The sequence below is a fragment of the Clostridium gallinarum genome (assembly GCF_014836325.1).
In the GTDB taxonomy this organism is placed as follows: Bacteria; Bacillota; Clostridia; order Clostridiales; family Clostridiaceae; genus Clostridium; species Clostridium gallinarum.
Map to the genome: position 1 here is coordinate 49,147 of NZ_JACSQZ010000005.1, position 25,209 is coordinate 74,355.

Below are 25,209 nucleotides of genomic sequence, written 5' to 3' on the forward strand. Positions count from 1 at the left end.
GTAAATGGAAGAACAAGGTGTTGAATTTGATTTGGATAAAAAAGTAAACAAATATTTTTTAGGGAGAACAGTTAGAAAAGACTTAACTAAATCTATGAAACAGGGATTCAATGTCCCTGTTTATGTTCTTGAATATTTACTTGGAATGTATTGTGCAACTGATGATAAAGATACAATAGAACTTGGAATAGAGAGAGTTAAAAGCATACTAAGTGATAATTATGTAAGACCAGATGAAGCTGAGAAGATAAAATCAAAGATAAGAGAACTAGGACAATATAGTGTTATTGATAAAATAACAGTTAAATTAAATGAGAAAAAGGATATTTATGAAGCAGAATTTTCAAATTTAGGTTTAAATGGAGTACCAATATCACCTCATTATGTAAAAGAATATGACAAGCTGCTTCAAGGTGGTATATGGTGTATTTTAAAAATGGATTATTACTTTGATGAAGAAGCTAAAAATATGAGCCCATTTAGCATATCAAACTTAAAGCCTATTCAAATGCCTAATATGGATATTGAAGAGATATTTGAAGGTAGAAAAGGTTTATCTAAGAAAGAATGGATTGATTTACTTATAAGATCAACAGGAATGGAGCCAACTCAATTAGAGGAAAATGTAAAGTGGCACATATTATTAAGGCTTGTTCCTTTAGTGGAGAATAACTATAATATGTGTGAACTTGGACCAAGAGGTACAGGAAAATCTCATATATATAAAGAGCTTTCTCCAAATTCTATACTTGTATCTGGTGGGCAAAGTACGGTAGCTAATTTATTCTATAATATGTCTACAAGAAAAGTAGGACTTGTTGGAATGTGGGATACAGTAGCTTTTGATGAAGTTGCTGGTATAAGGTTTAAAGATAAAGATGGCATTCAAATAATGAAGGATTATATGGCATCAGGATCATTTGCGAGAGGAAAGGAAGAAAAAAATGCTTCAGCATCAATGGTTTTTGTAGGTAATATTAATCAAAGTGTAGATACATTAATAAAAACCTCTCATTTATTTGCACCATTTCCAGAAGAAATGTCTAGTGATTCCGCTTTTTTTGATAGAATTCATTTTTATTTGCCAGGATGGGAAATACCAAAGATGAGGCCAGAACTACTTACAGACAAATATGGATTTATTTCAGACTATATATCTGAATTTTTTAGAGAAATGAGAAAACGTACATTTACAGATACATTAGATAAATACTTTAAATTGGGTAATAATTTAAATCAAAGAGATGTAATTGCTGTTAAAAAAACCGTATCAGGATTAATAAAACTCATATATCCTAATGGTGAATTTAATAAGGAGGATATAGAAGAAATATTAAAGTACGCTTTAGTAGGTAGAAGAAGAGTTAAGGAACAGCTAAAGAAAATTGGTGGTATGGAATTTTATGATGTGAATTTTTCCTATATAGATAGAGAAACTATGCAAGAGGAATATGTATCTGTGCCAGAACAAGGTGGAGGAAAATTAATTCCAGAAGGATTAGGAAAGCCAGGACATATATATACAGTAGGACATTCAAATAATGGAATGATAGGTGTCTACAAAATAGAAAATCAAGTAGTATCAGGATGTGGTAAGTTTGAAAAATCAGGGGTTGGATCTGATAGAGAAGCCAAAGAAAGTCTTGATACAGCTTTTAGATATTTTACTGCCAATAGTAAAGGCGTTAGTGCGTCAATTTCTATTAAAACTAAAGATTATTTAATGCACATAAGTGACTTACAGGGGATAGGGCTTACTGCTGAACTTGCAGTAGCACAATTTATAGGATTGTGTTCGGCTTCTTTAGAAAGAGCAGTCCAAGAATCTTTAATTGTATTGGGTAATATGAACTATGGTGGAACCTTAATGAAGGTAGCTGAATTTGCCAATTGTATACAGGTATGCGTAGATGCAGGAGCAAAAAAAGTATTAATTCCAGCAGGTTCCATTACTGATTTTCAAACTGTTCCAGCAGAATTATTAATAAAAATACAACCTATATTCTATTCAGATCCAATTGATGCTGTATTTAAAGCATTAGGAGTTAACTAGTATTTATATCGATAATAAGTGAGATTATGAAAAGTAGTTTATATAAGTATTTAAAAATATTATTTCGATTTAATAATTTAGTATTGTTGTAATTATAAAATATAAGTATAACTATGAAGTTGAAATAAGCTATAATATCAAGTATTTCGTATTATAGCTTATTTTTATTAAAAATTTTTTCGTCTGGAATATTCAATGCATTTTCGATTCCACTTATTTAAGAGTAAAAGAGTTATTAGACATATAGATAAACTTAATGAAAATAAAGAAGTAATTATTAAAAATATTTGTAGTATGAAAAATAATACTTTATAAATAACTATAAAAGGAAAATTACTAGAGAAATTTTAAGAAGATGAATCAGTACAATTCTTTTAGAAAAATTGCAGAAGAAATGGGAAAATTAATTAAAGAAAAAATATTACTAAAGATGATTAAAGTGTTAAGATTAAAATAATAAGAGTGGGTGAGTATTATATATGATTAATGTATATGGTGAAGTTTCAAAAAGCATTTTAAATAAAGTTAATGAAAATATTTATTTAATATTAGAGTTATTTACTGAATCTTGTAAAGCGATGGACTTTGAAACTTTTTTAGCAGAAATATTTCCAAAACATTATCTAAGAAAGAATATTAATAGGTGCATAGAAACAGTAGAAGAGCTTATGGAGTATACAACTGATACATATAAACATGATTTAACACCATTGCAAGAATATGCTTTATTTCATCTGTTAGAATGGTGGATAGACGTTTCCGATTTTGAGTTTGATCAGGCAGTTGGTGAGAAAGAGATTATAACAGATGATGATAAGTACATTTCAGATAATATTAATAATGTTGAAGAATATAAGAGTTTTATGTTTAGTGATTGGGATTTTTTAGATGAATTTCTAGCAAGCTATGTAGAAGCCTACAAAAGTTATGGACCAATGATTAAGGAACTTTATGATAATGATTTAGATGATTATGTTGAGTTGTTACCTGATGATAAAAAGAAAGAATACTACATGGCTAAAGGGAGATTTGAATTATTAAGTAAAGAAGATGAGAATTTTAATAACGAACAATTAGTTATAAAGCAAATATATAATGCTCTTAAAGCAAGAGAAAAGTATCCTAAGAGATTACAAGACACATCGGAAACTGAATTAAGTGATGATATTGCAGATATAGTTAGAGAAAATCTACATAGCAATAACTTAATTATAACAAGAGAAATGCCTAATGGATTTGCTAAGAAATGTATAGGAGAATGTGATTTTTATATTTATACTTATATAGATGGAGTTTATAAAATTATTTCAATTGGTGAAAATAAAGAATGGGGTAAGTATGAGAAACAATTGAAACAATTGATAGGCTATATGACAAATGATGTTCAGTTTGGATTTACTATTCTATTTAATAAAAGTGTCCAACCTAATACGGCTTTGGCTAAGAGAATAGAAATATTAAAGGATTTTTCAGTAGAGGTCAATGGTGAAAAATGTTTTGGGGTGGTAGGAGGTATTTTGGAATCAAAAGTTATGAATAATGTTTTGTTGACGAAGCATGAGAACCCTGAAAAAAAGGGATCATATTTTAGAATATATCATTTTATCATTAATTCTCATTTAGAAGAAAGACAGAAGAGTGCAATAGATGCAAGATAAAAAGGAGTAATTAAACATTGAGATAGTACAGCAAGAATTTCTGAATTGATTTATATTTTTTATTCTAAAAGGAAATTTAAATTATATGAAGTTTGATCAAACTTTATTGTAAAAAATAATTATGAAGAAAGATAAAAAGAATAATATTTAGTTCAAACTTTGTTTTAAAATATAATTTTTTATTTTACATAAAAATAAGGTTTATGGTAAGTATTTAGTTCAAACTTTATTGTAAACCTACAATAATATGAGAGAAGAATTAATAAAAACTTTATTAAATGAATATAAAGAAACTCAAAAAGCTTTGGAATTAGGAATAGATTGGCTTAATGAAAAAGATTATGCTAAAGGAAAATTAGATTTAGTTAAAGTAATAATAGCGGATTTAGAAAAGTTATCTAAAGAAGCTTAAGAATAATATAAGCTGCACATTTATACAATTATTGTATAAGTGTGCAGTTTTTATTTAATTGAAAATTATTTTCAATAATTATCTTGACTTCAAGATAATTTAGGGTTATAATTATCTTGAAATAAAGATAATGTAGGTGAATGTATGAATGATGTAAATTTAAAGCTAGTTATTGCAATGGCAAGAACTTATGATGATTTGTTTTTTCAAATAGAGAAAAATGTCCAAGAATTTGGATTAAATATTAGTGAATTCGGTGTTTTAGAAATGCTATATCATAAAGGTGATCAGCCAGTACAAAAGGTAGCCGAAAAAATTCTTGTAACTAGTGGAACTATTACTTACGTAATAAATAAACTAGAAAAAAAGGGCTTTGTTATTAGAAGAAAATGTGATAAAGATAAAAGAGTTTTTTATGTATCTTTAACTGAAAAGGGAAGAGAATTTATTCATCATATATTTCCTAAACATAAAGAATTTATAAGTAACTTATTTAAGGATTTAGATGAAGAAAATAAAATACAGCTTTTAGAAAATCTAATTAAGTTAAGAAAAGTATTAAAATAATTTATAAAAATAAAAAATATATAAAGGTAATTTATATATAAAAGGAGAGGTTATAAAATGAGTAAAAATTTTATTGAAGCTATAAAAGAAAGAAGAAGCATTTATGCTATAAGCAAGGAGTCACCAATATCAGATGAAAAAATTGTAGAAATAGTAGAGGATGTTGTAAAACATGTACCATCAGCTTTTAATTCTCAAACAACAAGAACTGTTGTATTATTAGGAGAACATCATGATAAGCTTTGGGATATAACTATGGAAGCTTTAAGAAAGATAGTTCCTGAGAAGGATTTTGGATCAACTGAAGAAAAAATTAATTCTTTTAAGGCTGGATATGGAACAGTATTATTCTTTGAAGATTTTGCAGTAGTTGAATCCTTACAAAAACAATTTGAATTGTATAAGGATAATTTCCCAGTATGGGCATTGCAAACTTCAGGTATGATGCAATTTTCAGTTTGGACTGCTTTTGCAACAGAAGGTATTGGAGGAAGTTTACAACACTATACTGAATTAATAGATGCAGAAGTTAAGAAGGAATTTAATATACCAGAAAGTTGGAAGATGTTAGCTCAAATGCCTTTTGGAAAGATTGTAAAAGGAGCAGGAGAAAAAGCTTTTAATCCAATAGAAGACAGAGTTAAGGTTTTAAGATAGGAGAAAATTTATGTTAAGAAAATTAGATCATAGAAATATGGGGAAAAGTGATTTAGGATGGCTAAGAAGTACATTTCATTTCTCTTTTGCAGAATATTTCAATATAGATAATATGAACTTTGGAGTTTTAAGAGTAATAAATGATGATCTAATAGCAGGAGGAACAGGATTTGATTTTCATCCACATAAGGATATGGAAATTGTATCTTATGTTGTTAGAGGTGGATTAAGCCATAGTGATACTATGGGAAATAAAAACACTGTATATAGAGGCGAAGTTCAATATATGAGTGCCGGAACAGGAGTTTATCATAGTGAGGAAAACCTTAGTGATGAAACTATAAGATTACTTCAAATTTGGGTAGTTCCAGATAAGAAGGGATATAAGCCAGCTTATGGAGATTATAGATTTAATTGGGATGATAGAATAAATAAATGGCTTAATATAGTATCAAGTAAAGAAGGAAATGCACCTATAAAGATTAATCAAGATGCAAACTTCTATGTAGTTGAATTAGAGGAAGGAAAAGAAATAGATTTCCAAGTTGGTTCTAATAGACAGGCTTATTTAGTTCAAATAGAAGGAGACTCTACTATTAATAATATTAGTCTTAATGAAAGAGATGCACTTGAAATAGTTGAAGAAGATATTTTAATAAAAGCAGATAAAAAGTCACATATACTCGTGATTGAAATGAAAAAAGAATTAAAGTGGTAGATTTTAAATATACAGTAAGAGGCTATTTTAAATAGTCTCTTTTATTTTGGTTAAAATCATAATTATTATTTTAAAATAACTATTATCTTTTAAACTCAAGAAAAATTTGGTATAGTAAATTTACGTTATACTTCTATATAAAATATTAATTGCATAATAGAAGATAGCAATGCAAATACTTAAAATATTAAAGTTTTTTTATATAAATAATTTTATAACTAGAAAATTCAAAGGAGGAATAATAAGTATGAGAAGAACAAAAACCATGGATGGAAATACTGCAGCAGCTTATGTCTCTTATGCCTTAACAGAAGTAAGCTCTATTTATCCAATAACACCTTCTTCACCTATGGCTGAGCATGTAGATGAATGGGTTGCAAAGGGAAGAAAAAATATATTTGGTAAGCCTGTAAAGGTAGTTGAAATGCAATCAGAGGCAGGAGCAGCGGGTGCACTTCATGGTACTCTTCAAGCTGGAGCTTTAGGAACAACTTTTACAGCTTCACAAGGTTTATTACTTATGGTTCCAAATATGTATAAGATGGTAGGTGAAAGGCTTCCAGCAGTTATACATGTAGCTGCAAGAGCAATAGCAACTTCATCTTTAAGTATATTTGGTGATCATCAAGATGTTATGGCAGCAAGGCAAACTGGTTTTGCAATGCTTTCAGAAGGATCCGTTCAAGAAGTTATGGATTTATCAGCAGTTGCACATTTAACTGCTATTAAGGCAAGAATGCCTTTTGTAAATTTCTTTGATGGATTTAGAATATCTCATGAAATACAAAAAATTGAGCTTTTAGAATATGATGAGCTTGCAAAGCTTGTTGATTATGAAGCTTTAGATAATTTTAGAAAAAATGCATTAAACCCGGATCATCCAGTTATAAGAGGAACAGCTCAAAATCCAGATGTGTACTTCCAATTAACTGAATCATTAAATAAATACTATGAAGATATTCCTGATATTGTAGAAGAGTATATGTCAAAGATAACTGAACTTACTGGAAGAGAATATCATTGTTTTGATTATTATGGAGATCAAGATGCAGATAGAATATTAGTAGCTATGGGCTCAGTGATAGAAGTTGCTGAAGAAACTATAGACTATTTAAGAAGTAAAGGTGAGAAAGTAGGACTTGTAAAGGTAAGACTTTATAGACCATTTTCAATAGAAAAATTATTAAAAGTTATACCAAAGAGTGTAAAGAAGATAGCTGTATTAGATAGGACTAAAGAGCCTGGATCTATTGGCGAGCCTTTATATTTAGATATAGTTAGAGCTGTTAATGAAATGGAAAATCCACCAAAGGTATATGGTGGTAGATTTGGGCTTGGTTCAAAAGATCCATATCCATCAGATATAGCAGCAGTTTTTGATAACTTAAAAGAAGAAAAGCCTAAAAATAGGTTTACTATAGGAATTGAAGATGATGTAACTTATCTTTCATTAGAACCTAAAAAAGAAATAGATGCTACTCCAGAGGGAATAACAGCATGTAAGTTCTGGGGATTAGGTTCAGATGGTACAGTTGGAGCGAATAAAAGTGCTATTAAGATAATCGGTGACCATACTAATATGTATGCACAAGGTTATTTTGCTTATGACTCTAAAAAATCAGGAGGAATTACAGTTTCTCACTTAAGATTTGGTAAGACACCAATAAAGTCACACTATGAAATAGATCAAGCAGATTTTGTAGCATGTCATAATCAATCCTATGTTTATAATTATGATATATTAAAAGGTCTTAAGAAAAATGGAGTATTTGTTTTAAATACTATTTGGAGCGAAGAAGAATTAAATAAGAGACTTCCAGCTAAGATAAAGAGATACATAGCAGAAAATAATATACAATTCTATATTATTAATGCAATTAAAATAGCGCAAGAAATAGGACTTGGCGGAAGAATTAATATGATAATGCAAGCAGCTTTCTTTAAGTTAGCAAACATTATTCCTATTGAAGATGCTGTTAAGTATTTAAAAGAAGCAGTAGTTACATCCTATGGTAAAAAGGGTGAAAAAGTAGTTAATATGAACTACGAAGCTATTGATAAAGGCTTAGAATCATTAGTTAAAGTAACTCCTGCTGATGATTGGAAAAATGCAGAAGATGATATGTTAGAAGAAAAAATTAGTGTTCCTAAGTTTGTTGAGGAAATTTGTATTCCAATAAATAAATTAGAAGGAAGCAATTTACCTGTATCAACTTTTGTAGATTTAGGAGCTTCTGATGGTACTTTTATGGCTGGAACAACTGCCTTTGAAAAGAGAGGTATAGCTGTTAATGTTCCTGAATGGCTTCCAGATAAGTGTATTCAATGTAATCAATGTTCATTTGTATGTCCTCATGCAGTTATTAGACCATTTTTAGCAACTAATAAGGAAGTTGAAAATGCTCCAGATAGCTACAAGAGTGTAAAAGCAAATGGAGTTAAAGGAAATACAGAATATAACTACACTATAGGTATTACACCTTTAGATTGTACTGGATGTGGAAACTGTGCTCAAATTTGTCCAGCACCAGGTAAGGCTTTAGTTATGAAGCCTATGGATACTCAAAGTGAACAAATTGAAGCATGGAACTATGCTGTTGAAAAGCTTACTCCAAAGGAAAATCCTATGAGTAAGACTACAGTTAAGGGTAGCCAATTTGAAGAACCATTACTTGAATTCTCAGGAGCTTGTGCAGGATGTGGGGAAACTCCATATGCTAAGCTTGTTACTCAATTATTTGGTGATAGAATGATGATTGCAAATGCAACAGGATGTTCATCAATTTGGGCATCATCAGGAGCTGCTATGGCATATAGACCTAATCATAATGGTCATGGTCCAGCTTGGGCTAATTCATTATTTGAAGATAATGCAGAATATGGTCTTGGAATGTTCTTAGGTGTTAAAACTATTAGAGAAAGAATTGCGGACAATATAAGAATAGCTTTAAAAGAAGGCAATATGTCTGAAGAAGCTAAGGTTGTATTACAAGATTGGCTAGATAATGTAGATAATGGAGAAGGAACAAGACAAAGAGCAGAAAACTTAAGAAGAGTTTTAGAAGAAGATAATTCAGAAATAGCAAAAGAAATATTAAGGGATAAAGAATTCTTTGTTAAGAGATCTCAATGGATATTTGGTGGAGACGGTTGGGCTTACGATATTGGATATGGTGGCTTAGATCATGTATTAGCATCTGGAGAAGATATAAATGTTTTAGTATTTGATACTGAAATTTACTCTAATACTGGTGGTCAATCATCTAAATCAACACCAGAAGCTGCAGTGGCTAAGTTTGCTGCAAATGGAAAGAGAACTAAGAAGAAGGATTTAGGATTAATGGCTATGACATATGGCTATGTATATGTAGCACAAGTATGTATGGGAGCTAATTTAAACCAAACTCTTAAAGCAATTGCAGAAGCAGAGGCTTATAAAGGACCTTCATTAATAATAGCTTATGCTACTTGTATATCACATGGAATTAAGATAGGTATGTCTAATACTCCATATGAAGAAAAGCGAGCTGTTGATTCAGGATACTGGCATTTATATAGATACAATCCGGATTTAAAAATTAATAGTAAGAATCCATTTAATTTAGATTCTAAAGCACCAACTGCTAGCTTAAGAGATTTCTTAATGGGTGAAGTTAGATATGCTTCATTAGCTAAGGCATTCCCAGAACTTGCAGAAGATTTATTTGCAAAAACAGAAGAAAATGCTAAGGAAAGATACGAAAGGTATAAGAGCTTAGCAGAAAATACAATATTATAATAAAAAATTAAAAAAATATTAATTTAAAAGCTCAACCTTGAGATTTGTTATTTTATATTGTACAGTTAAAATAAATACTGTATAAAGAATAACTTCACTTAGGTTGAGTTTTCTTTATTTAGATAATGATAATATATTAGTGTAGTAACATTAACTATGAAAAGGATGATTACATGTTTAAAAAAGTTGGTAAGAAAATTTTAAGAGAGAAATTAATAAATGAAGAAATATTAGAAATAATACAAAGAAATATGATGCCTATGAATGAGTTAATGGCTTATTACCGTTGTGCAATTATGGAAGTTGAAACAAAATTTAAGGTGTTAAATGAAGAATTTTCATTACAATATGATAGAAATCCTATAGAAAATATAAAGTCTAGATTAAAATCTACAGATGGTATTATAAGAAAGCTTAATAGAAAAGAATTACCTTTTTCATTAGAATCTATAGAAGAAAATATAAATGATGTGGCAGGGGTAAGAGTAATTTGTTCATTCCCAGAAGATATTTATATGCTAGCAGAATGTTTATTAAGCCAAGATGATATTAAATTAATTGAGAAAAAAGATTATATAAAAAATCCAAAAGAAAGTGGATATAGAAGTTTACACTTAATTATAGAAGTGCCAATTTTCTTAAAAAATGAAAAGAAAAGCATGAAAGTAGAAGTTCAACTTAGAACAATAGCAATGGATTTTTGGGCAAGTTTAGAACATAAATTAAGATATAAAAAAAGTATTGATCCAGAAGAAGCTGAAATTATAAGCAAAGAATTAATCGAATGCTCAGAGATTAGTGCATCCTTAGATAAGCGTATGGAAGAGATAAGAAATAGAATTGAAAAGAAATGTTAATATAAAAATAAAGTTAATTACACATTCTCTAATGTAATTAACTTTATTTAGTTTTTATAAATTATTAACAGCTTCGTTTAAAACTTTTCCAATAGAATCATGTATAACTAAATTAGCTTTACTATCAGCAGAGGTAGAGCTTTTATTTATTAAAACTAAATTCTTTCCTCTAAAGTAATTTATAAGTCCAGCAGCAGGATAAACTACAAGAGAAGTACCACCAATAATTAAAGTATCTGCTTTAGAAATTGCATCAACAGCACCTTGAATTGTAGCATCATCAAGACCTTCTTCATATAAAACCACATCAGGTTTAACTCTTCCACCACATTTAGTACAAGTAGGTACTCCTTTAGATTCTAAAATAAAATTTTCATCATAAAATTCATTACAACTGACACAATAATTCCTTAATACAGAACCATGAAGCTCAAAAACATTTTTACTTCCAGCAGCTTGATGAAGTCCATCTATATTTTGAGTTATAACAGCTTTTAATTTTCCTAGTTTCTCAAGTTTAGCTAAAGCAATATGGGCATTATTAGGTTTAGCTTCTGGATATATAAGCTTAGCTTTATAAAAATTAAAAAATTCTTCAGGATATCGTATATAAAAGCTATGAGATACTAACTGCTCAGGAGTAAAAGTAATATTAAGCTTTTCATTAAATAAACCATTAGAACTCCTAAAGTCTGGAATCCCAGATTCTGTGCTGACTCCAGCGCCACCAAAGAATACTATGTTGTTACTTTCTTTAAGGATTTGAATTAGTTTATCTATCTTATTTTCCATTAAATCATCTCCGATATTATTTTTATTTATTATAGCATAAAATATTTAGAGAGATAATTTAAATCCATAAGTATTTGAGTTAATTTATCTACTCTATTTTTTAATTATCCATAAATATAATCCATATTTTATTATTTTGCACCTTAATGGAAAAGTGAATTTCCAAGTATATGCAAATTATCCTTGTAATTTTTTTAACAATGTTATAATATTTATTTAGAAAATTCAACTAAAGGAAACAAAAGGATGAAATTAAAAAATAAAATTACCTTAATGACATTAATAATTATAATATTAATAGTTTCTTTATTATCAGCTTTTTCGCTAAATACAGAAATACGTGAAATTAGAAAACGATTAGAAATAGATTTAGTTAGAATGTCTATCATATTAGCTAGTAATCCAATAATTCAACATAATATAGGACAAGAAAAGGGGCATGAGATTATAAATGTTTATGCTGAGGTTATGAGGCAAAAAACAGAAGTTGATTTTATAGTTGTTACTGATATGAATGCAATTAGATATTCTCACACTAATGCTGAGAAGCTAGGTAAACCATTTTCAAATTCTAGTATTAATAGAGCTATAAATCATGGGGATACATATGTAGAAGAAAGTAAAGGGGTTAAGGGTGTTACTATAAAGGCATTTACTCCAGTTATTTCAGGAGGAAATCAGGTTGGAGTTGTATGTGTTGGTGTTAAAAAGGATTATATTGCAAAGGCATATAAAAATTTTATTATAAAAATGATTCCTTTTATACTAGTAGTAGTTGCGATAGGCTTTATTGCAGCTATAGTATTAGCAAGAAATATAAAAAAGCAAATATATGGCTTAGAGCCAGAAGAAATAGCTCAATTACTAAAGGAAAGAGAAGTAATTATAGATGGTATTACAGATGGGTTAATTGCAATAAGTAAATTGGGGAAAATAACTTTAGTAAATGAGAAGGCAAAAGAGCTATTAGGAATAGATGATTCTTGTATTAATAAAGATATAAGTAATTTACATCACAAAATATTGAATAAATTTAACGAAGTAATAGAAAGTAAAAGTCCAATAATAAATTTAGAACAAAAGCTAAATGATAAGGTAACTATTGTTAGCAATTACTCTTTACTTGAGAACAATGGTGCTATATTAGGTGCCATAATGACCTTTAAAAGGATGGATGATGTTTCAGTATTAATTGAAATGCTAGCAGGAGTAGAAAAATTAAATTGGGATCTAAGAGCTCAAAATCATGAATTTATGAATAAGCTACAAACAATATCTGGATTAATTCAATTAGATAGGTATAAGGAAGCTTTAGAGTATATACATATAACAACAATTAAAAGAAATGAAATAATAAAAACCTTAGATAATATAAAGGTTGTTTCGATTGCAGCCTTATTATTAGCAAAGCTAGAAAAAGCAGAAGAGGCTAAAATTTCTATGAATATAGATAGTGAAAGTAATTTAAAAACTTTACCTAAAGGTATAAATGAAATAGAGTTAGGCTGTATAATAGGTAATTTATTGGAAAACTCTATAGAAGCATTAAAAGGTAAAAAGGATGGAGAAATAAAAATAAAAATAGATCAAGAAGATAAATTAAAGATAATAGTAAGCAATAATGGTGAAGAAATTAGTAAAGAAACTAGGGCAAAGATATTTCTTAGAGGTTATAGCACCAAAGGAGATAATAGAGGTTTAGGTTTATCCAATATATGTGAAATAATATACGGAGCTTCTGGGGAACTAAGCCTAAATTCTACTAGTGAAAAAACAGAATGGATAGTTGAAATATAGAGGTGGGGTAAGAGATATGATGAAAATTATGATTATAGAAGATGATCCTATGGTAAGAATGATACTTGAAGCTTTTATTGGAAAGGTTGGTAATTTTAATATCGTTTCACAAGTTTCAGATATAGATGAGGCACAGGATTTTTTGGAAGATAATGAAGTAGATTTGATTCTTTTAGATGTCTTTTTACCATTGGGTTCTGGAATAGATTTGCTTAAATGGATAAGAGAAAAAGATATAGCAGTAGATGCTATCTTAATTACAGCTGAAAATACAAAAACATCAATAAAGGAAGCCTTTAGATTTGGGGCAATAGATTATATAGTCAAGCCTTTTGTATTTGAAAGATTTAAAGAATCCTTAGATAATTTCATTTTTAGACATAAAGGATTAGTTGGACAAGATGATATAAATCAAGAAGTGATTGATAAATACATAAAAGGAATAAAGGCAGAAGAGAATACTAATATGCTCTGTGATGCATCCAATTTAGCTAAAGGATTAAATATAAATACATATAATACAGTTTATAATTTTATGACGGGACAAAATGATGAAGTTACTGCTGATTTTGTTGCAAATGAAGTTGGTTTAGCTAGAGTTACAGTTCGTAGATATTTAGATTATATGGTTAAAGAAGATAAAATTAGTTTAATTCAATCCTATGGTAAAATCGGAAGACCTACTCATTTTTATAAAAGAAAATAAAGCATAAAAAAATTGAAAGACTAAATTATTGTTAGATCATATAGAGGTTTAACAATAATTTTTTTGTTTTTTTTGCGATTATAAAAATATTACCCTGTGAATAATATTTTTATAATTATCTTTCTTCAGTTTGCAGAGAGATAAACATTGTATGACGGTGACTTGGAGCGTATGCGACGGAACAAGAAATATAATGTTTATCTCTTTTTACCAAAAAGACCAAAAAGATATAAAAGACCAAAAGATTGATTTATTTTTAACAATCTAATATTATGGATTTGTTATTAGAAACTAATTAAAATTAAGATTAATTCGGGGGAAAAAATGAAGAAGAGAAGTATTGCATTAACTTTAGCTACAATAATAGTTTCATCATTTACACTTGTATCTTGTGGAACTAAGAAAGAAGCAACAGATATTGTTATCATAGGAGCTGGTGGAGCAGGTCTTGCAGCAGCAGTTCAAGCAAAGCAGGCAGGTGCTGAAAACATTATCGTTTTAGAAAAGATGCCAATGACTGGTGGAAATACTAATAAGGCTACTGGGGGAATGAATGCCGCAGAATCTACACCACAAAAAAATGCTGGTATAGAGGATAGTATTGAAACTATGATAGCTGATACTATGAAGGGTGGAAAGAACTTAAATGATCCTGAGCTAGTAGAAGTATTAGCTAATGAAGCAAAAGACGGAATAGATTGGTTAATTGATTTAGGAGCAGACTTAAATGAAGTTGCTAGAGCTGGTGGAGCTACAAATGATAGAATCCATAGACCAGTAGGTGGAGCAGCAGTTGGTCCAACAATTGTAAAGACTTTAGATTCAACAGCTAAGGAATTAGGCGTTGATATAAGAACTTGGAACGAAGTTACTGAAATATTAACTGATAAAGAAGGTAAGGTTTCAGGAGTTAAGGTTAAAGATAAAGAAGATAAAGAATATGTAATAAATTCTAAAGCTGTAGTTGTTGCAGCAGGTGGATTTGGTGCAAATAAAGAAATGATAGCTAAATATAGAGAAGAAATTAAAGATTTTGCTACAACTAATCATCCAGGAGCAACTGGTGATGGTATTATAATGGCTGAAAAGCTTGGAGCAGCATTAACTGATATAGAACAAATTCAAATTCATCCAACGGGTGTTCCAGAATTAGGTCTTTTAATCACAGAAGGGGTTAGAGGCGATGGTGCTATATTAGTTAATAAAAGTGGTAAGAGATTTTATAATGAGTTAGAAACTAGAGATAATGTAGCAGCAGCTATCTTAAAAGAAGAGGATGGAGAAGCATTTTTAATATTTGAAGATAACGTTAGAGAAGGCTTACATGCTATTGAAGAATATGTAAATGCAGGTGTTGTTGTTGAAGCTGAATCAGTTGAAGCTTTAGCTGAAAAAATTGGTGTTGATGGAGCTACATTAAAGACAACAATTGATGAATACAATACAGCTATAGATAATCAATTAGATCCTCTTGGAAGAACAAGCTTAGTAAAGAAGTTAAATAAAGGAAATTTCTATGCTATAAAAATATCTCCAATTATTCACCATACAATGGGTGGGTTAAAAATAAACACTAACACTGAAGTTATTGATACTAATGGAAATGTAATACCAGGATTATTTGCAGCTGGTGAAGTTACAGGTGGAGTACATGGTGCAAACAGACTTGGTGGAAATGCAGTTGCAGATATTATAGTGTTTGGAAGAAGAGCTGGTACAATGGCAGCTGAATTTGTAAAGTAAGCTACAATTGAATGTTATAACTAAGATTTAGTATTAATAAGTAAAAAGTATGTATATGAAATAATAAAAAATACTGATAGTTATAGTAAAAAGTTTCAGTAAGTATATAAAATTAAGGAATATAGGGGGAAATAAAAATGAAAAAGTTAGCAGTACTGTTAGCAACAGTTACTTTAGGAACAACATTATTAGTAGGATGTGGAGGCTCTAAAGCTTCATATAAAGATGGTACATACACTGGAGTAAGTGCTGGATTAAAAGGTGATATAACTGTAGAAGTTACTATAGAAGGCGGAGAAATAAAAGACGTAGTTATACCAGAAAATAATGAAACAGAAACTATATTTGCTTCAATAAGAGAATATTTAGTTCCTGATATAATTAAGGCTAACTCAGCTGATGTTGAAACAGTTTCAGGAGCAACAACTTCAAGTAAAGGTGTTTTAGAAGCTGTAGAAAAAGCTTTAGAGCAAGCTAAATAATCCCCTTTATTGGATATTTAAAGTCCAGTAAATTTTCAATTACAAAAAGCGCCTAATATCTAGGCGCTTTTAATTTAGGCAAAAAAGGTATTATATTAAAATTAAAAATATAAATTTTTGTGAGATTAATAGATAGAAATGTAGAATTATATTTTACATTTCTTTTTTTGTTAGAAAATTAAAGCTATAGTAAATAATCATTTATTTGGGGTGAAAAATTATAGAAGAAGATTTATCAGTATTAGATTTAAATGTTTCTGATAACAATATTGAAAGAGTGTTTAAGAAACTAGAATTAGAAAATGAATTTAAAAGTCTACTAGAAATATAATATTTTTCATAAATATGCAATATATAGATAAAAATAGATAATATAATAGTATAATTATTTTAAATATAATAAAGGGGAGAAATTTATGAATGATAATAAAAACAGGTTGTTAGCTTTATCATGTTTTTTAGGTGGAGTTGTTGTAGGATTTTTAATTGCACCAATTAAAAAGGGAATGTATTTTGGAAATAATTGTGGAAATAATCTTTCAAAGATGGATGATTTAAAGAATTTTGAAGAGGACTTAGAGAAGTATCCAATAAACGATTAAAATAGATATAAAATTTATTTTAAAATAAACAAAGGGGGAGAAAAAAATTGAAGAGGGTAATAATTATAGGTTGTGGAGGAAGTGGAAAGTCTACATTAGCGAGAGAATTAGCTAAGAAAGTGAATTTACCAGTAGTACATTTAGATAAATTATTTTGGAAGGAGAGTTGGGTAAATATATCCGTAGAAGAATTCGATAATTTACTTAATAAAGAATTAAAAAAAGAAAAGTGGATAATAGACGGAAACTATCAAAGAACATTAAAAGAAAGATTAAAATACTGTGATACAGTAATATATCTAGATTATCCAAGAAGGACATGCTTATACGGAGTGATAAAAAGAGTTTTAAGCAATTACGGAAGAGTAAGATTAGATATGGCAGATGGCTGTCTTTAAAGATTCGATTTAGAGTTTATGAAATGGATATGGAACTTTAATAAGACACATAGAGATAATTTTTATAAGATACTAAAAGAAGAAAAAGATAAAGAAATACATATATTTAGAAAGAGAAAAGAATGTAATGAATTTATAAAAAGCTTATAAGTAGTTAATATTTTTAGAAAGAGGATTTTTATATGATAGATGGTTTTACATTTATATTAATACTAGGAGCACTAGCTGTTTTATATTACTTAATAAAATCAGCAGTAGAACAAGGAGTTTTAAATGCATTAAGAAAATACGATAAAGAAAAAAAGTAAATTATAAGAAAAAAAACTTGAAAGATATTAATGCGTAGAGCGACTTGGAGCAAATCGAAGCAGATAATATATTATAATAGGAATTATACAGCAGTTTGTATTTAGAAAACTCGGCTTTATGCTGAGTTTTTTCATTAAGTTTGGATTTTACGACATATAAATTGTACAATAAAAACCTAGATATAGTTTATACGTATGTCGACTTGGAGCTTGCGACGGAGACACTAGTATAACTATATCTAGGTTTGTTAACAGTTTATTTAGAGCTTAGCATGTAGTTTTTCCAATCACCATTTTCTATATAAATAGCTTCATCTTGGAACTTTTCATCTATATCCTTATTATAAAAATAAGAATAACATTCTTCATAGCTTTCATCATCAGTTAATTTAACTTTTACAAGTTTTCTTGTGTATTCATTATTAGGGTTTCCTTCGCCTAAGAAACCTTCCATTTTGTCCATTGCTTTAAGTGTTGAATCATAATTAGAATCTTCTATTTCAACAACTTCACCTATTATGGTATTATTTCCAGGCAATACTGCTGGATAACCTTTATAAGGCATGTGGTATAATTCAAATCCATTTATTTCAGCAGTTTTTATTGATTTAACTTTGCCTTTTAAATAAAGATCATAGTTAAAAAAGCCTTCTCTTAAACTACCATAAACAAAAAGATTTATATTTTTACTCATTAGCAGATAGTTCCACCTACAGTTTTTATATCTGATGAATTTTCTATTACTGCTTTTATGCTAAGTTCTAGACCTTTTGCTATATCATCAATAGACATAGATGGTGTATTAGGTTTTGTAGTTACTTGAGATGGGATGTATGGTACATGTATAAATCCACCTCTTATATTAGGATATTTTTTATCTATTAAGTATAAGATTCCGTACATAACATGGTTACATACAAATGTTCCAGCTGTGTTTGAAACAGAAGCAGGAATTCCATTATCATTCATTTCTTTAACCATTGCCTTTATTGGTAGATTAGAGAAATAAGCATTTTCACCATCTTCATAGATAGAAATATCTATAGGTTGGTTACCTTCATTATCCTTAATTCTTGCATCATCTATATTTATAGCAACTCTTTCAGGAGTAACGCCAAATCTTCCGCCAGCTTGGCCTACAGATATTACTACATCTGGATTATGCTTTTGTATATTTTCTTCAATTTTTTCTAAAGATTTTCTAAATACAGTTGGTATTTCTATCTTTATTATTTCTTGTCCTAAAATTGTATCAGGTAATTTTTTTACAGCTTCTAAAGCTGGATTTATACTTTCTCCACCAAATGGATCAAAACCAGTTATTAATATTTTCATATATAAGCCTCCTTTAAAATTAGAATGCTAAGAAGTACATAAGTGGAATATGTAATGCAAGTAAAATAAGTGCAAATACAGCTTGGACTTTTATTACAGCATTTTTATCCTTAGTTTCCAATAATGCCACTGGTAAAATGTTGAAGTTGGCAGCCATTGGAGTTAATAAGGTTCCGCAGAATCCTGCTGTCATAGCTAGTGCAGATGCAACTATTGGATCTCCACCTTGTGCAAAAACAAAAGGAACTCCAATACCAACAGTAATAACTGAAAATGCAGCAAAAGCATTACCCATAATAGCAGTAAATATAGCCATTCCTAAGCAATAAGCAGTTACACCTATTAATACATTTCCTTCAGGAATAACACTTGAAATTAAATTAGATATAATATCACCAACACCAGCAGCAGTAAATAATGCACCTAATGCAGCTAATAATTGAGGTAATATTGCAGTTGCTCCAACAGATTGGAACATTCTATTACTATCTTCTATAAACTCACTAGGTTTAGCTTTAGTTATTAAGAATGTAGCTATTAAAGCAATTATAGAAGAAATACCTATAGCAGCTACTCCAGAAATAGGTGTAAATTGAGCAATAAGTAATGCTACTAAAGCAATAATTAATGATGGAAGAAATATTTTTAGTCCAATTTTATCTGCTTTCAAACTAGCAAAAGTTTCATCTAATTGCTTAATAGTTCCTAGATTAATTTGATTAAATGCAGCTAAAAGACCAATTACAACTATTAAGAAACCAGAAATAACAGATGGAATAGCTTCCCCTAGTATAAATATAACTCCAAGAATACCCCAAAATAGAGCAGTACCATATTTAGTTTTATGATTTTTATCTTTTAAAGTAAACATCATAGTAAGAATAAAGAATAATCCAACCATAATGTAGAATATTTGTAATAGTATATTTGAGATTACTTTAATGTCCATACTTTATTCTCCTATTTTTTATATTTTCTAGAAAGTTTCTTATCTAATAAATAATTTTGGATAAATCCTAAAGCAAATGCTATCAATGCTACAGGAATAGAAGCCTTAGCTATTTGCAATGTATCAACATTGTATCCAAGAGTTTCTAAAGTTCCAGCTATAAGTAGAACTCCAGAGTTTGCTAAAAATACATTTTGTCCAAAAAAGTTACCATAATTATCAGCTGCTGCTGATGTAGCTTTAATTAAATCTTCATCTTCTTCATCAATTTTGTCATAATTTAAAGTTGCAGCTCCTTGGGCCATTGGATTAATAAGAGGTCTTACAAATTGAGGATGACCACTTAATCTAATTCCCATAGATGCAGATACTTGTCTAATAAATAGATAACCAGATATTAATTTACCTGTAGATAAACCTTTTACTTTCTTTATTAACATAATGGCTTTTTCTTTAAAACCGTATCTTTCACATAAACCTATTACCGGTAAAGTTAGAAGAAATAAGCTCATTTCTCTTTTCTGTACAAATGTTTCTCCTAAAGTTTTTAATATTTCAGAAATGCTCATATCAGCTATTAAGCCAGTTACAATACCAGAAACAATTACAACTGCTATTGTATTAAATTTTAATGCAAATCCTACTATGATTATTAGTATTCCTATTAATGCCATACTTATCAAATCCTTTCGAATTTTGTTTTTTTGAATATATTTATAATTATACATTCTATTTTTTGAAAAATCTATAGAAATTTTTGATAATTAATAAGTAAAAACATCGTATTTATGAAAAATATGAAATTATTAGTCGAAAAAAGTTGCATTTTGATATGAATATTGGAATAATTATTCAAAAATTTTATTATAAAGCTAATTTCAAAATTATAATAAAAAGAAGAAGTTCATTTTTTAATTTAAAGTATATTATAAGTAATAAAAGAGACCATAAAAAATTATTATCTTAATAGTAATTTTTATGGTCTCTTTTATATTTAAAGTAAATTTATTGATTAAAATTATTTAAAAATCTTGTTTAATTTTAAATCCATTTCGGCCATTACGCTTAACTTCATAAAGTATTTTATCAGCTTCATGATATAATCTATCAAAATCAGTAGATTTATTTGTAATAATAGCTCCAATACTAAGAGATATTTTTTGAGTATCATTATTTAGACTTATTTCTTTATCCATTAGACAACGAAGATTTTCTAATTTTTCCTCAATGATATTGAGATTATCTGTATTTATATCTTTCATAAATACAATGAACTCATCTCCACCTAAACGTCCTATGATATCCTTATGTGAAAAAATTTCTTTTAATAATTGACTAAAATCTTTTAATAATATATCTCCAGTTTGATGACCAAATTTATCATTAACCTGCTTAAAGTGGTCTATATCTATGATAATAAATGAGGAATAATATGATGAATTATTTGTATTTAAATATGTTTTAATTAAATCCTCACAAGCATTACGATTATAAAGTCCGCTTAAGTAATCTATTTGTGATTTAGCAAGTAATATGTGTTTTTCTTTTTTAAATTTCAGTTTAATAATGATTACAATCAACAATATAATAGTCACAACTATTATGGATATTATTGTTAAACATAAAGCTAAATTACTTAAGAAAAAGCTTTTAATAGTAATAGGAGATTTAAAATTAGTTGAATTACTATAAATAATGTTTTTAATCTCAGCATCAGATATAGATGCAATAGCTTTATTAATAATATTAAAAAATGTTCGATTAGCATTTTCTGATAATGCAGATGATCCTTGAATAGAATAAGAGGAATCACGAACTATTGAGAGATTAGAAAAATAATTATTACTTATATAACTAGAAATACTATAATAATTTCCATATGTTAAAGAAGCCTTATTATTTTCTACTGCATTTAAGCAATCATCCAAAGTATCATAATATTCTATTTTATATCCAGAATTCAAATCGGAATAACCATATCCATAAGGTAAGGCCAAAATTTGATCTTCTTTATTAGATGGAGCTTTTTTAGAATAAACTTTTACAATATCTAAATCTAAATAAGATTTAGTATAAATTATATTATTTAGTCTAGCACTTGAATAATAAATAGGTACTCCAATTATTATATAATCGCTATTTTCTTGTAATAATTTATAAGCATCAGCATAACTATCGGCTCTAATTAATTCTAAAGGAAGACCTAAATTTTTAGCCATCATTTTACCAACATCTACAATAATACCTTTCGGTTCACCACTAGCTTTATCATAGAATTGAACAGGTTTAAAATCATCTACATATATAGCTTTTAAAGTATCTAAATTAGATAAATACTCTTTTTCTTCTTCATTAAAAATAATAGAGGTATCTCTTTTATTATCAAAATACTTTAAATAAAGTTCTGCTGTAAAATTAGGTGAATAGAAATTTATGCTATGAATTGCATTATCTAATCCTTCTACTAGTTCAGTATTTCCTTTAGTTGTAGCAAAATAATAAGGAGATGAAGAATATTTTGCTAAAATTTTCAATCCAATATTAAATGTTAACTCTCCAGTTGTAATAGCATCAACTTCTTTATTATTTAAAGCAGTTATTAGTGCTTTAGAATCGTTAGATGGATAGGATTTATAGGAAACATTAGTTATATTATTATTATCAAAAAATGTTTTTAAATTTTTTAAATTTTCTTCATATTTATCAAAATAACCTACTGTTATTCCATTTAAAGTATGATAATCAGAACGACTAATATTATTATTGTTTTCTAGTGTGGCTAATATTGCATATGTATAACCAGAGTTTGAATTTGGAAAATCGAATAATTCAGATGTTTTTTCATTTTTTATCATACCAGCAACTATATCAATTTCGCCATCTTTTAATTTATTTAATGCATCATTTAATCCCATTTCGATAAATTCATATTGCCAACCAGTATATTTAGAGATTTCCATTAAGTATTCAAAAGCATAACCACTATAAATTTCATCTTTAATTTCAGTAAAACCTTCAACAATTGGATAACCAACTTTAATAACTTTATTTTCTTCAGCTTTTACATGCTTTGGGAAGAAATTAAAAGATATAAGAATTATACTTAGTATAAGAATAATTTTATTCAGTTTTTTTATGTTATTAGGAAAAAGATATTTCATTGAAATCCTCCTATTTCTTTAAAAATTACAATAAAACCCCAATTATAAAATAATACTACTAACTAAAATTATACAAAATTTTCTTTAATTTTCAATATGGTTTTTACAATTATTATGATATTTTACTATATTTAAATTATAGTAATTGGTATAAAAAAATATTTGCATTTTAAATATTTTATGATATTATAAGAACGTAATTAAATAAGTAGTGTGTTACTGGTAAAGCAGGCAAGGACTAAAAAGGTTATAGATATGGGTATATCTATAAAATTTTGGTCCTTTTTTTATTTTTTTAGCAATGTAATAACTTTTAGAACATTTGCAAATAATAAACCAGAATTAACAAAACTACTGGAGGAATTAATTTTTTATTTATAAAATTTATTTTAAGGAGGAATTATAAATGCTACAACAATTACAAAGAATTGGTAAAGCTATCATGCTTCCAATAGCAGCATTACCAATAGCAGGTATTTTATTAGGTCTTGGTGGAGCTTTATTAGGAATATCAGGTTTATCCAACCCACCAGCTGTTTATCAACCATTAATAGCTTTTGTTAATATTCCAGTTGTTACAGCTATATTAACAATAATGAAAAATATAGGGAATATTATATTTGGAAACCTACCACTATTATTTGCAGTAGGTGTTGCAGTAGGTCTTGCTAAGAAAGATAAGGGAACTGCAGGATTAGCATCGATATTTGGATTTATAGTAATGAATGAAGTTATATCTTCAATGCTTGCATTAGGATTAACTCAATTAGGAGTAGTTACTCCAGATTCAATTGGTGAGTATGGAACTTATGTTACAACAAACTTAGGTATCTTTACTTTAAATATGTCAGTTTTTGGCGGTATTATCACAGGTATAGTTACAGCAGTATTACATAATAAATATCATACAATACAATTACCACAAGTTATAGGATTCTTCTCAGGATCAAGATTTGTACCAATAGTTACAGCAGTAGCTATGGCAATAGTTGGTGCTATATTAGCATTTATTTGGCCTGTAGTTCAAAATGGTATAGGTGTACTTTCTGAATTAGTTAGAAATGCTGGTGCTATAGGAACATTCTTCTATGGACTTATAGAAAGAGCATTAATTCCATTTGGATTACATCACGTATTCTACACTCCATTCTGGTATGGATCATTTGTTGAAGGAAATATATTAGTTGATGGAACTTGGCAAACAGTTGCAGGAGCTAATACAGCTTACTTTGCTCAATTATCAAGCATGAGTAGCTTAATTGGAGCTTCATCAGCAGATATGTCAACAATAGTTGAAGGAACAACAAGATTTATGGCTGGTAAATTCCCATTCATGATGTTTGGTCTTCCAGCAGCAGCTTTAGCTATGTATCATACAGCAGCTCCATCTAAGAAGAAAGTTGTTGGTTCATTATTAGCATCAGCTGCATTAACAGCATTACTTACAGGTATAACTGAACCTTTAGAATTTACATTCTTATTCGTTGCACCAGCATTATATGCAGTTCACTGTGTATTAGCAGGTTTATCATATATGTTAATGGGTGTACTTAATGTATTTATAGGTATGACATTCTCAGGTGGTTTAATAGACTTTACATTATTCGGTTTATTACCATCAGGAGCAGGAGTTCCAACTCACTGGGTAAGATTAATCTTAGTTGGTATAGTTTATGCAGTAGTTTACTATTTCTTATTCTTATTCTTAATTAAGAAATTTAACTTAAAAACTCCAGGTAGAGATGAAAGTGAAGAAGAAGTTAAACTTTATTCTAAATCAGACTATCAAGCAAAAGCTGGAATTCCACAAGCTGATATAAATGAAAAATCAGCAAATGCTGCTACAAAGGGAAATGAAATTCAAGAAAAAGCACCAGCTGTATTAGCTGCATTAGGTGGAGAAGAAAATATAGTTAGTGTTGATGCTTGTATTACAAGATTAAGAGTAGAAGTTAAAGATAAAGCAAATGTTAATAAAGACGAATTAAAGGCTTTAGGAGCAGCAGGAGTAGTTGAAGTAGGAAATGGAATACAAGCTATTTTTGGTGCAAAAGCAGATGCTTACAAAAATGAAATTAAAAATATATTAGATATAGACTAATTTAATAAGAAGCTCAGGAAAAAATCCTGAGCTTTTTTTGTTCATGTATAGGAAATTATAAAAAGTAATGAAGGCGAAATTTTACTGAAAAACTATTGGATAATAACTGTTTAATTAGTAAAATATAGATAAGGG

At 28.5% G+C, this 25,209-nt stretch carries 22 protein-coding genes; 16 read left to right on the top strand and 6 right to left on the bottom strand.

Annotated features, from left to right (window positions below):
- Positions 1-4: 4 nt before the first annotated feature.
- From brxL to H9660_RS02215, 8 genes are all read left to right on the top strand, one after another.
- On the top strand, positions 5-2,053 hold the full coding sequence (gene brxL, locus H9660_RS02180) for a protease Lon-related BREX system protein BrxL (RefSeq protein ID WP_191748102.1): 2,049 nt from the start codon (positions 5-7) through the stop codon (positions 2,051-2,053).
- 479 nt (positions 2,054-2,532) lie between these two features.
- A complete protein-coding gene (locus H9660_RS02185) occupies positions 2,533-3,711 on the top strand; it encodes a hypothetical protein (RefSeq protein ID WP_191748104.1) in 1,179 nt (392 codons plus the stop codon).
- Positions 3,712-3,958: 247 nt separating this feature from the next.
- Entirely contained in the window at positions 3,959-4,123 is a 165-nt protein-coding gene (locus tag H9660_RS02190; protein ID WP_191748106.1) for a hypothetical protein, read from the top strand.
- 144 nt (positions 4,124-4,267) lie between these two features.
- Positions 4,268-4,690, top strand: a complete 423-nt coding sequence (locus tag H9660_RS02195; protein ID WP_191748108.1) for a MarR family winged helix-turn-helix transcriptional regulator — start codon at positions 4,268-4,270, stop codon at positions 4,688-4,690.
- Between the two features lie 57 nt (positions 4,691-4,747).
- On the top strand, positions 4,748-5,347 hold the full coding sequence (locus H9660_RS02200; RefSeq protein WP_191748110.1) for a nitroreductase family protein: 600 nt from the start codon (positions 4,748-4,750) through the stop codon (positions 5,345-5,347).
- A 10-nt stretch (positions 5,348-5,357) separates the two neighbouring features.
- A complete protein-coding gene (locus tag H9660_RS02205; protein WP_191748112.1) occupies positions 5,358-6,065 on the top strand; it encodes a pirin family protein in 708 nt (235 codons plus the stop codon).
- Positions 6,066-6,312: 247 nt separating this feature from the next.
- Entirely contained in the window at positions 6,313-9,843 is a 3,531-nt protein-coding gene (nifJ, locus tag H9660_RS02210) for a pyruvate:ferredoxin (flavodoxin) oxidoreductase (RefSeq protein ID WP_191748114.1), read from the top strand.
- A 173-nt stretch (positions 9,844-10,016) separates the two neighbouring features.
- Positions 10,017-10,700 carry a GTP pyrophosphokinase gene (locus H9660_RS02215; RefSeq protein ID WP_191748117.1) on the top strand — a complete coding sequence of 228 codons (684 nt, stop codon included), beginning with the start codon at positions 10,017-10,019 and terminating at the stop codon, positions 10,698-10,700.
- Between the two features lie 54 nt (positions 10,701-10,754).
- Here the strand turns inward: H9660_RS02215 and H9660_RS02220 are convergent, their stop codons facing one another.
- On the bottom strand, positions 10,755-11,492 hold the full coding sequence (locus tag H9660_RS02220) for an NAD-dependent protein deacylase (RefSeq protein WP_191748119.1): 738 nt from the start codon (positions 11,490-11,492) through the stop codon (positions 10,755-10,757).
- Between the two features lie 246 nt (positions 11,493-11,738).
- Between H9660_RS02220 and H9660_RS02225 the strand changes: the two genes are divergently transcribed.
- From H9660_RS02225 to H9660_RS16440, 7 genes are all read left to right on the top strand, one after another.
- The gene (locus H9660_RS02225) at positions 11,739-13,289 is read left to right on the top strand and encodes an ATP-binding protein (RefSeq protein ID WP_191748121.1); all 1,551 of its coding nucleotides are present in this window, start codon (positions 11,739-11,741) and stop codon (positions 13,287-13,289) included.
- A 16-nt stretch (positions 13,290-13,305) separates the two neighbouring features.
- Positions 13,306-13,995, top strand: coding sequence for a response regulator (locus H9660_RS02230; RefSeq protein WP_191748123.1), 690 nt, complete (start codon positions 13,306-13,308; stop codon positions 13,993-13,995).
- Between the two features lie 324 nt (positions 13,996-14,319).
- On the top strand, positions 14,320-15,738 hold the full coding sequence (locus H9660_RS02235; protein ID WP_191748125.1) for a flavocytochrome c: 1,419 nt from the start codon (positions 14,320-14,322) through the stop codon (positions 15,736-15,738).
- A 137-nt stretch (positions 15,739-15,875) separates the two neighbouring features.
- Positions 15,876-16,220: an FMN-binding protein gene (locus H9660_RS02240; protein ID WP_191748127.1), complete on the top strand. Its 345-nt coding sequence runs from the start codon at positions 15,876-15,878 to the stop codon at positions 16,218-16,220.
- Between the two features lie 416 nt (positions 16,221-16,636).
- Complete coding sequence (locus H9660_RS02245; protein ID WP_191748129.1) at positions 16,637-16,822, top strand: hypothetical protein; 186 nt, start codon at positions 16,637-16,639, stop codon at positions 16,820-16,822.
- A 47-nt stretch (positions 16,823-16,869) separates the two neighbouring features.
- Positions 16,870-17,220 carry a shikimate kinase gene (locus H9660_RS02250; RefSeq protein WP_243190583.1) on the top strand — a complete coding sequence of 117 codons (351 nt, stop codon included), beginning with the start codon at positions 16,870-16,872 and terminating at the stop codon, positions 17,218-17,220.
- Positions 17,221-17,402: 182 nt separating this feature from the next.
- Positions 17,403-17,528: a hypothetical protein gene (locus H9660_RS16440; protein ID WP_279289565.1), complete on the top strand. Its 126-nt coding sequence runs from the start codon at positions 17,403-17,405 to the stop codon at positions 17,526-17,528.
- Positions 17,529-17,784: 256 nt separating this feature from the next.
- Here H9660_RS16440 and H9660_RS02255 read toward each other — a convergent pair whose 3' ends face one another.
- The 5 genes from H9660_RS02255 to H9660_RS02275 all read right to left on the bottom strand — a co-directional run bounded on the left by H9660_RS02255 (position 17,785) and on the right by H9660_RS02275 (position 22,973).
- Entirely contained in the window at positions 17,785-18,222 is a 438-nt protein-coding gene (locus H9660_RS02255; RefSeq protein ID WP_191748131.1) for a gamma-glutamylcyclotransferase family protein, read from the bottom strand.
- Positions 18,222-18,863, bottom strand: coding sequence for a pyroglutamyl-peptidase I (pcp, locus tag H9660_RS02260; RefSeq protein ID WP_191748133.1), 642 nt, complete (start codon positions 18,861-18,863; stop codon positions 18,222-18,224). Before pcp ends, H9660_RS02255 begins: the two co-directional genes overlap by 1 nt.
- Positions 18,864-18,882: 19 nt before the next feature.
- A complete protein-coding gene (locus H9660_RS02265) occupies positions 18,883-19,812 on the bottom strand; it encodes a DUF979 domain-containing protein (protein WP_191748135.1) in 930 nt (309 codons plus the stop codon).
- Positions 19,813-19,823: 11 nt separating this feature from the next.
- Complete coding sequence (locus H9660_RS02270; RefSeq protein WP_191748137.1) at positions 19,824-20,486, bottom strand: DUF969 domain-containing protein; 663 nt, start codon at positions 20,484-20,486, stop codon at positions 19,824-19,826.
- 348 nt (positions 20,487-20,834) lie between these two features.
- A complete protein-coding gene (locus H9660_RS02275; protein WP_191748144.1) occupies positions 20,835-22,973 on the bottom strand; it encodes a GGDEF domain-containing protein in 2,139 nt (712 codons plus the stop codon).
- A gap of 406 nt (positions 22,974-23,379) precedes the next feature.
- Here H9660_RS02275 and H9660_RS02280 point away from each other — a divergent pair, with 406 nt between their 5' ends.
- The gene (locus H9660_RS02280) at positions 23,380-25,074 is read left to right on the top strand and encodes a PTS transporter subunit EIIC (protein ID WP_191748146.1); all 1,695 of its coding nucleotides are present in this window, start codon (positions 23,380-23,382) and stop codon (positions 25,072-25,074) included.
- Positions 25,075-25,209: the final 135 nt, after the last annotated feature.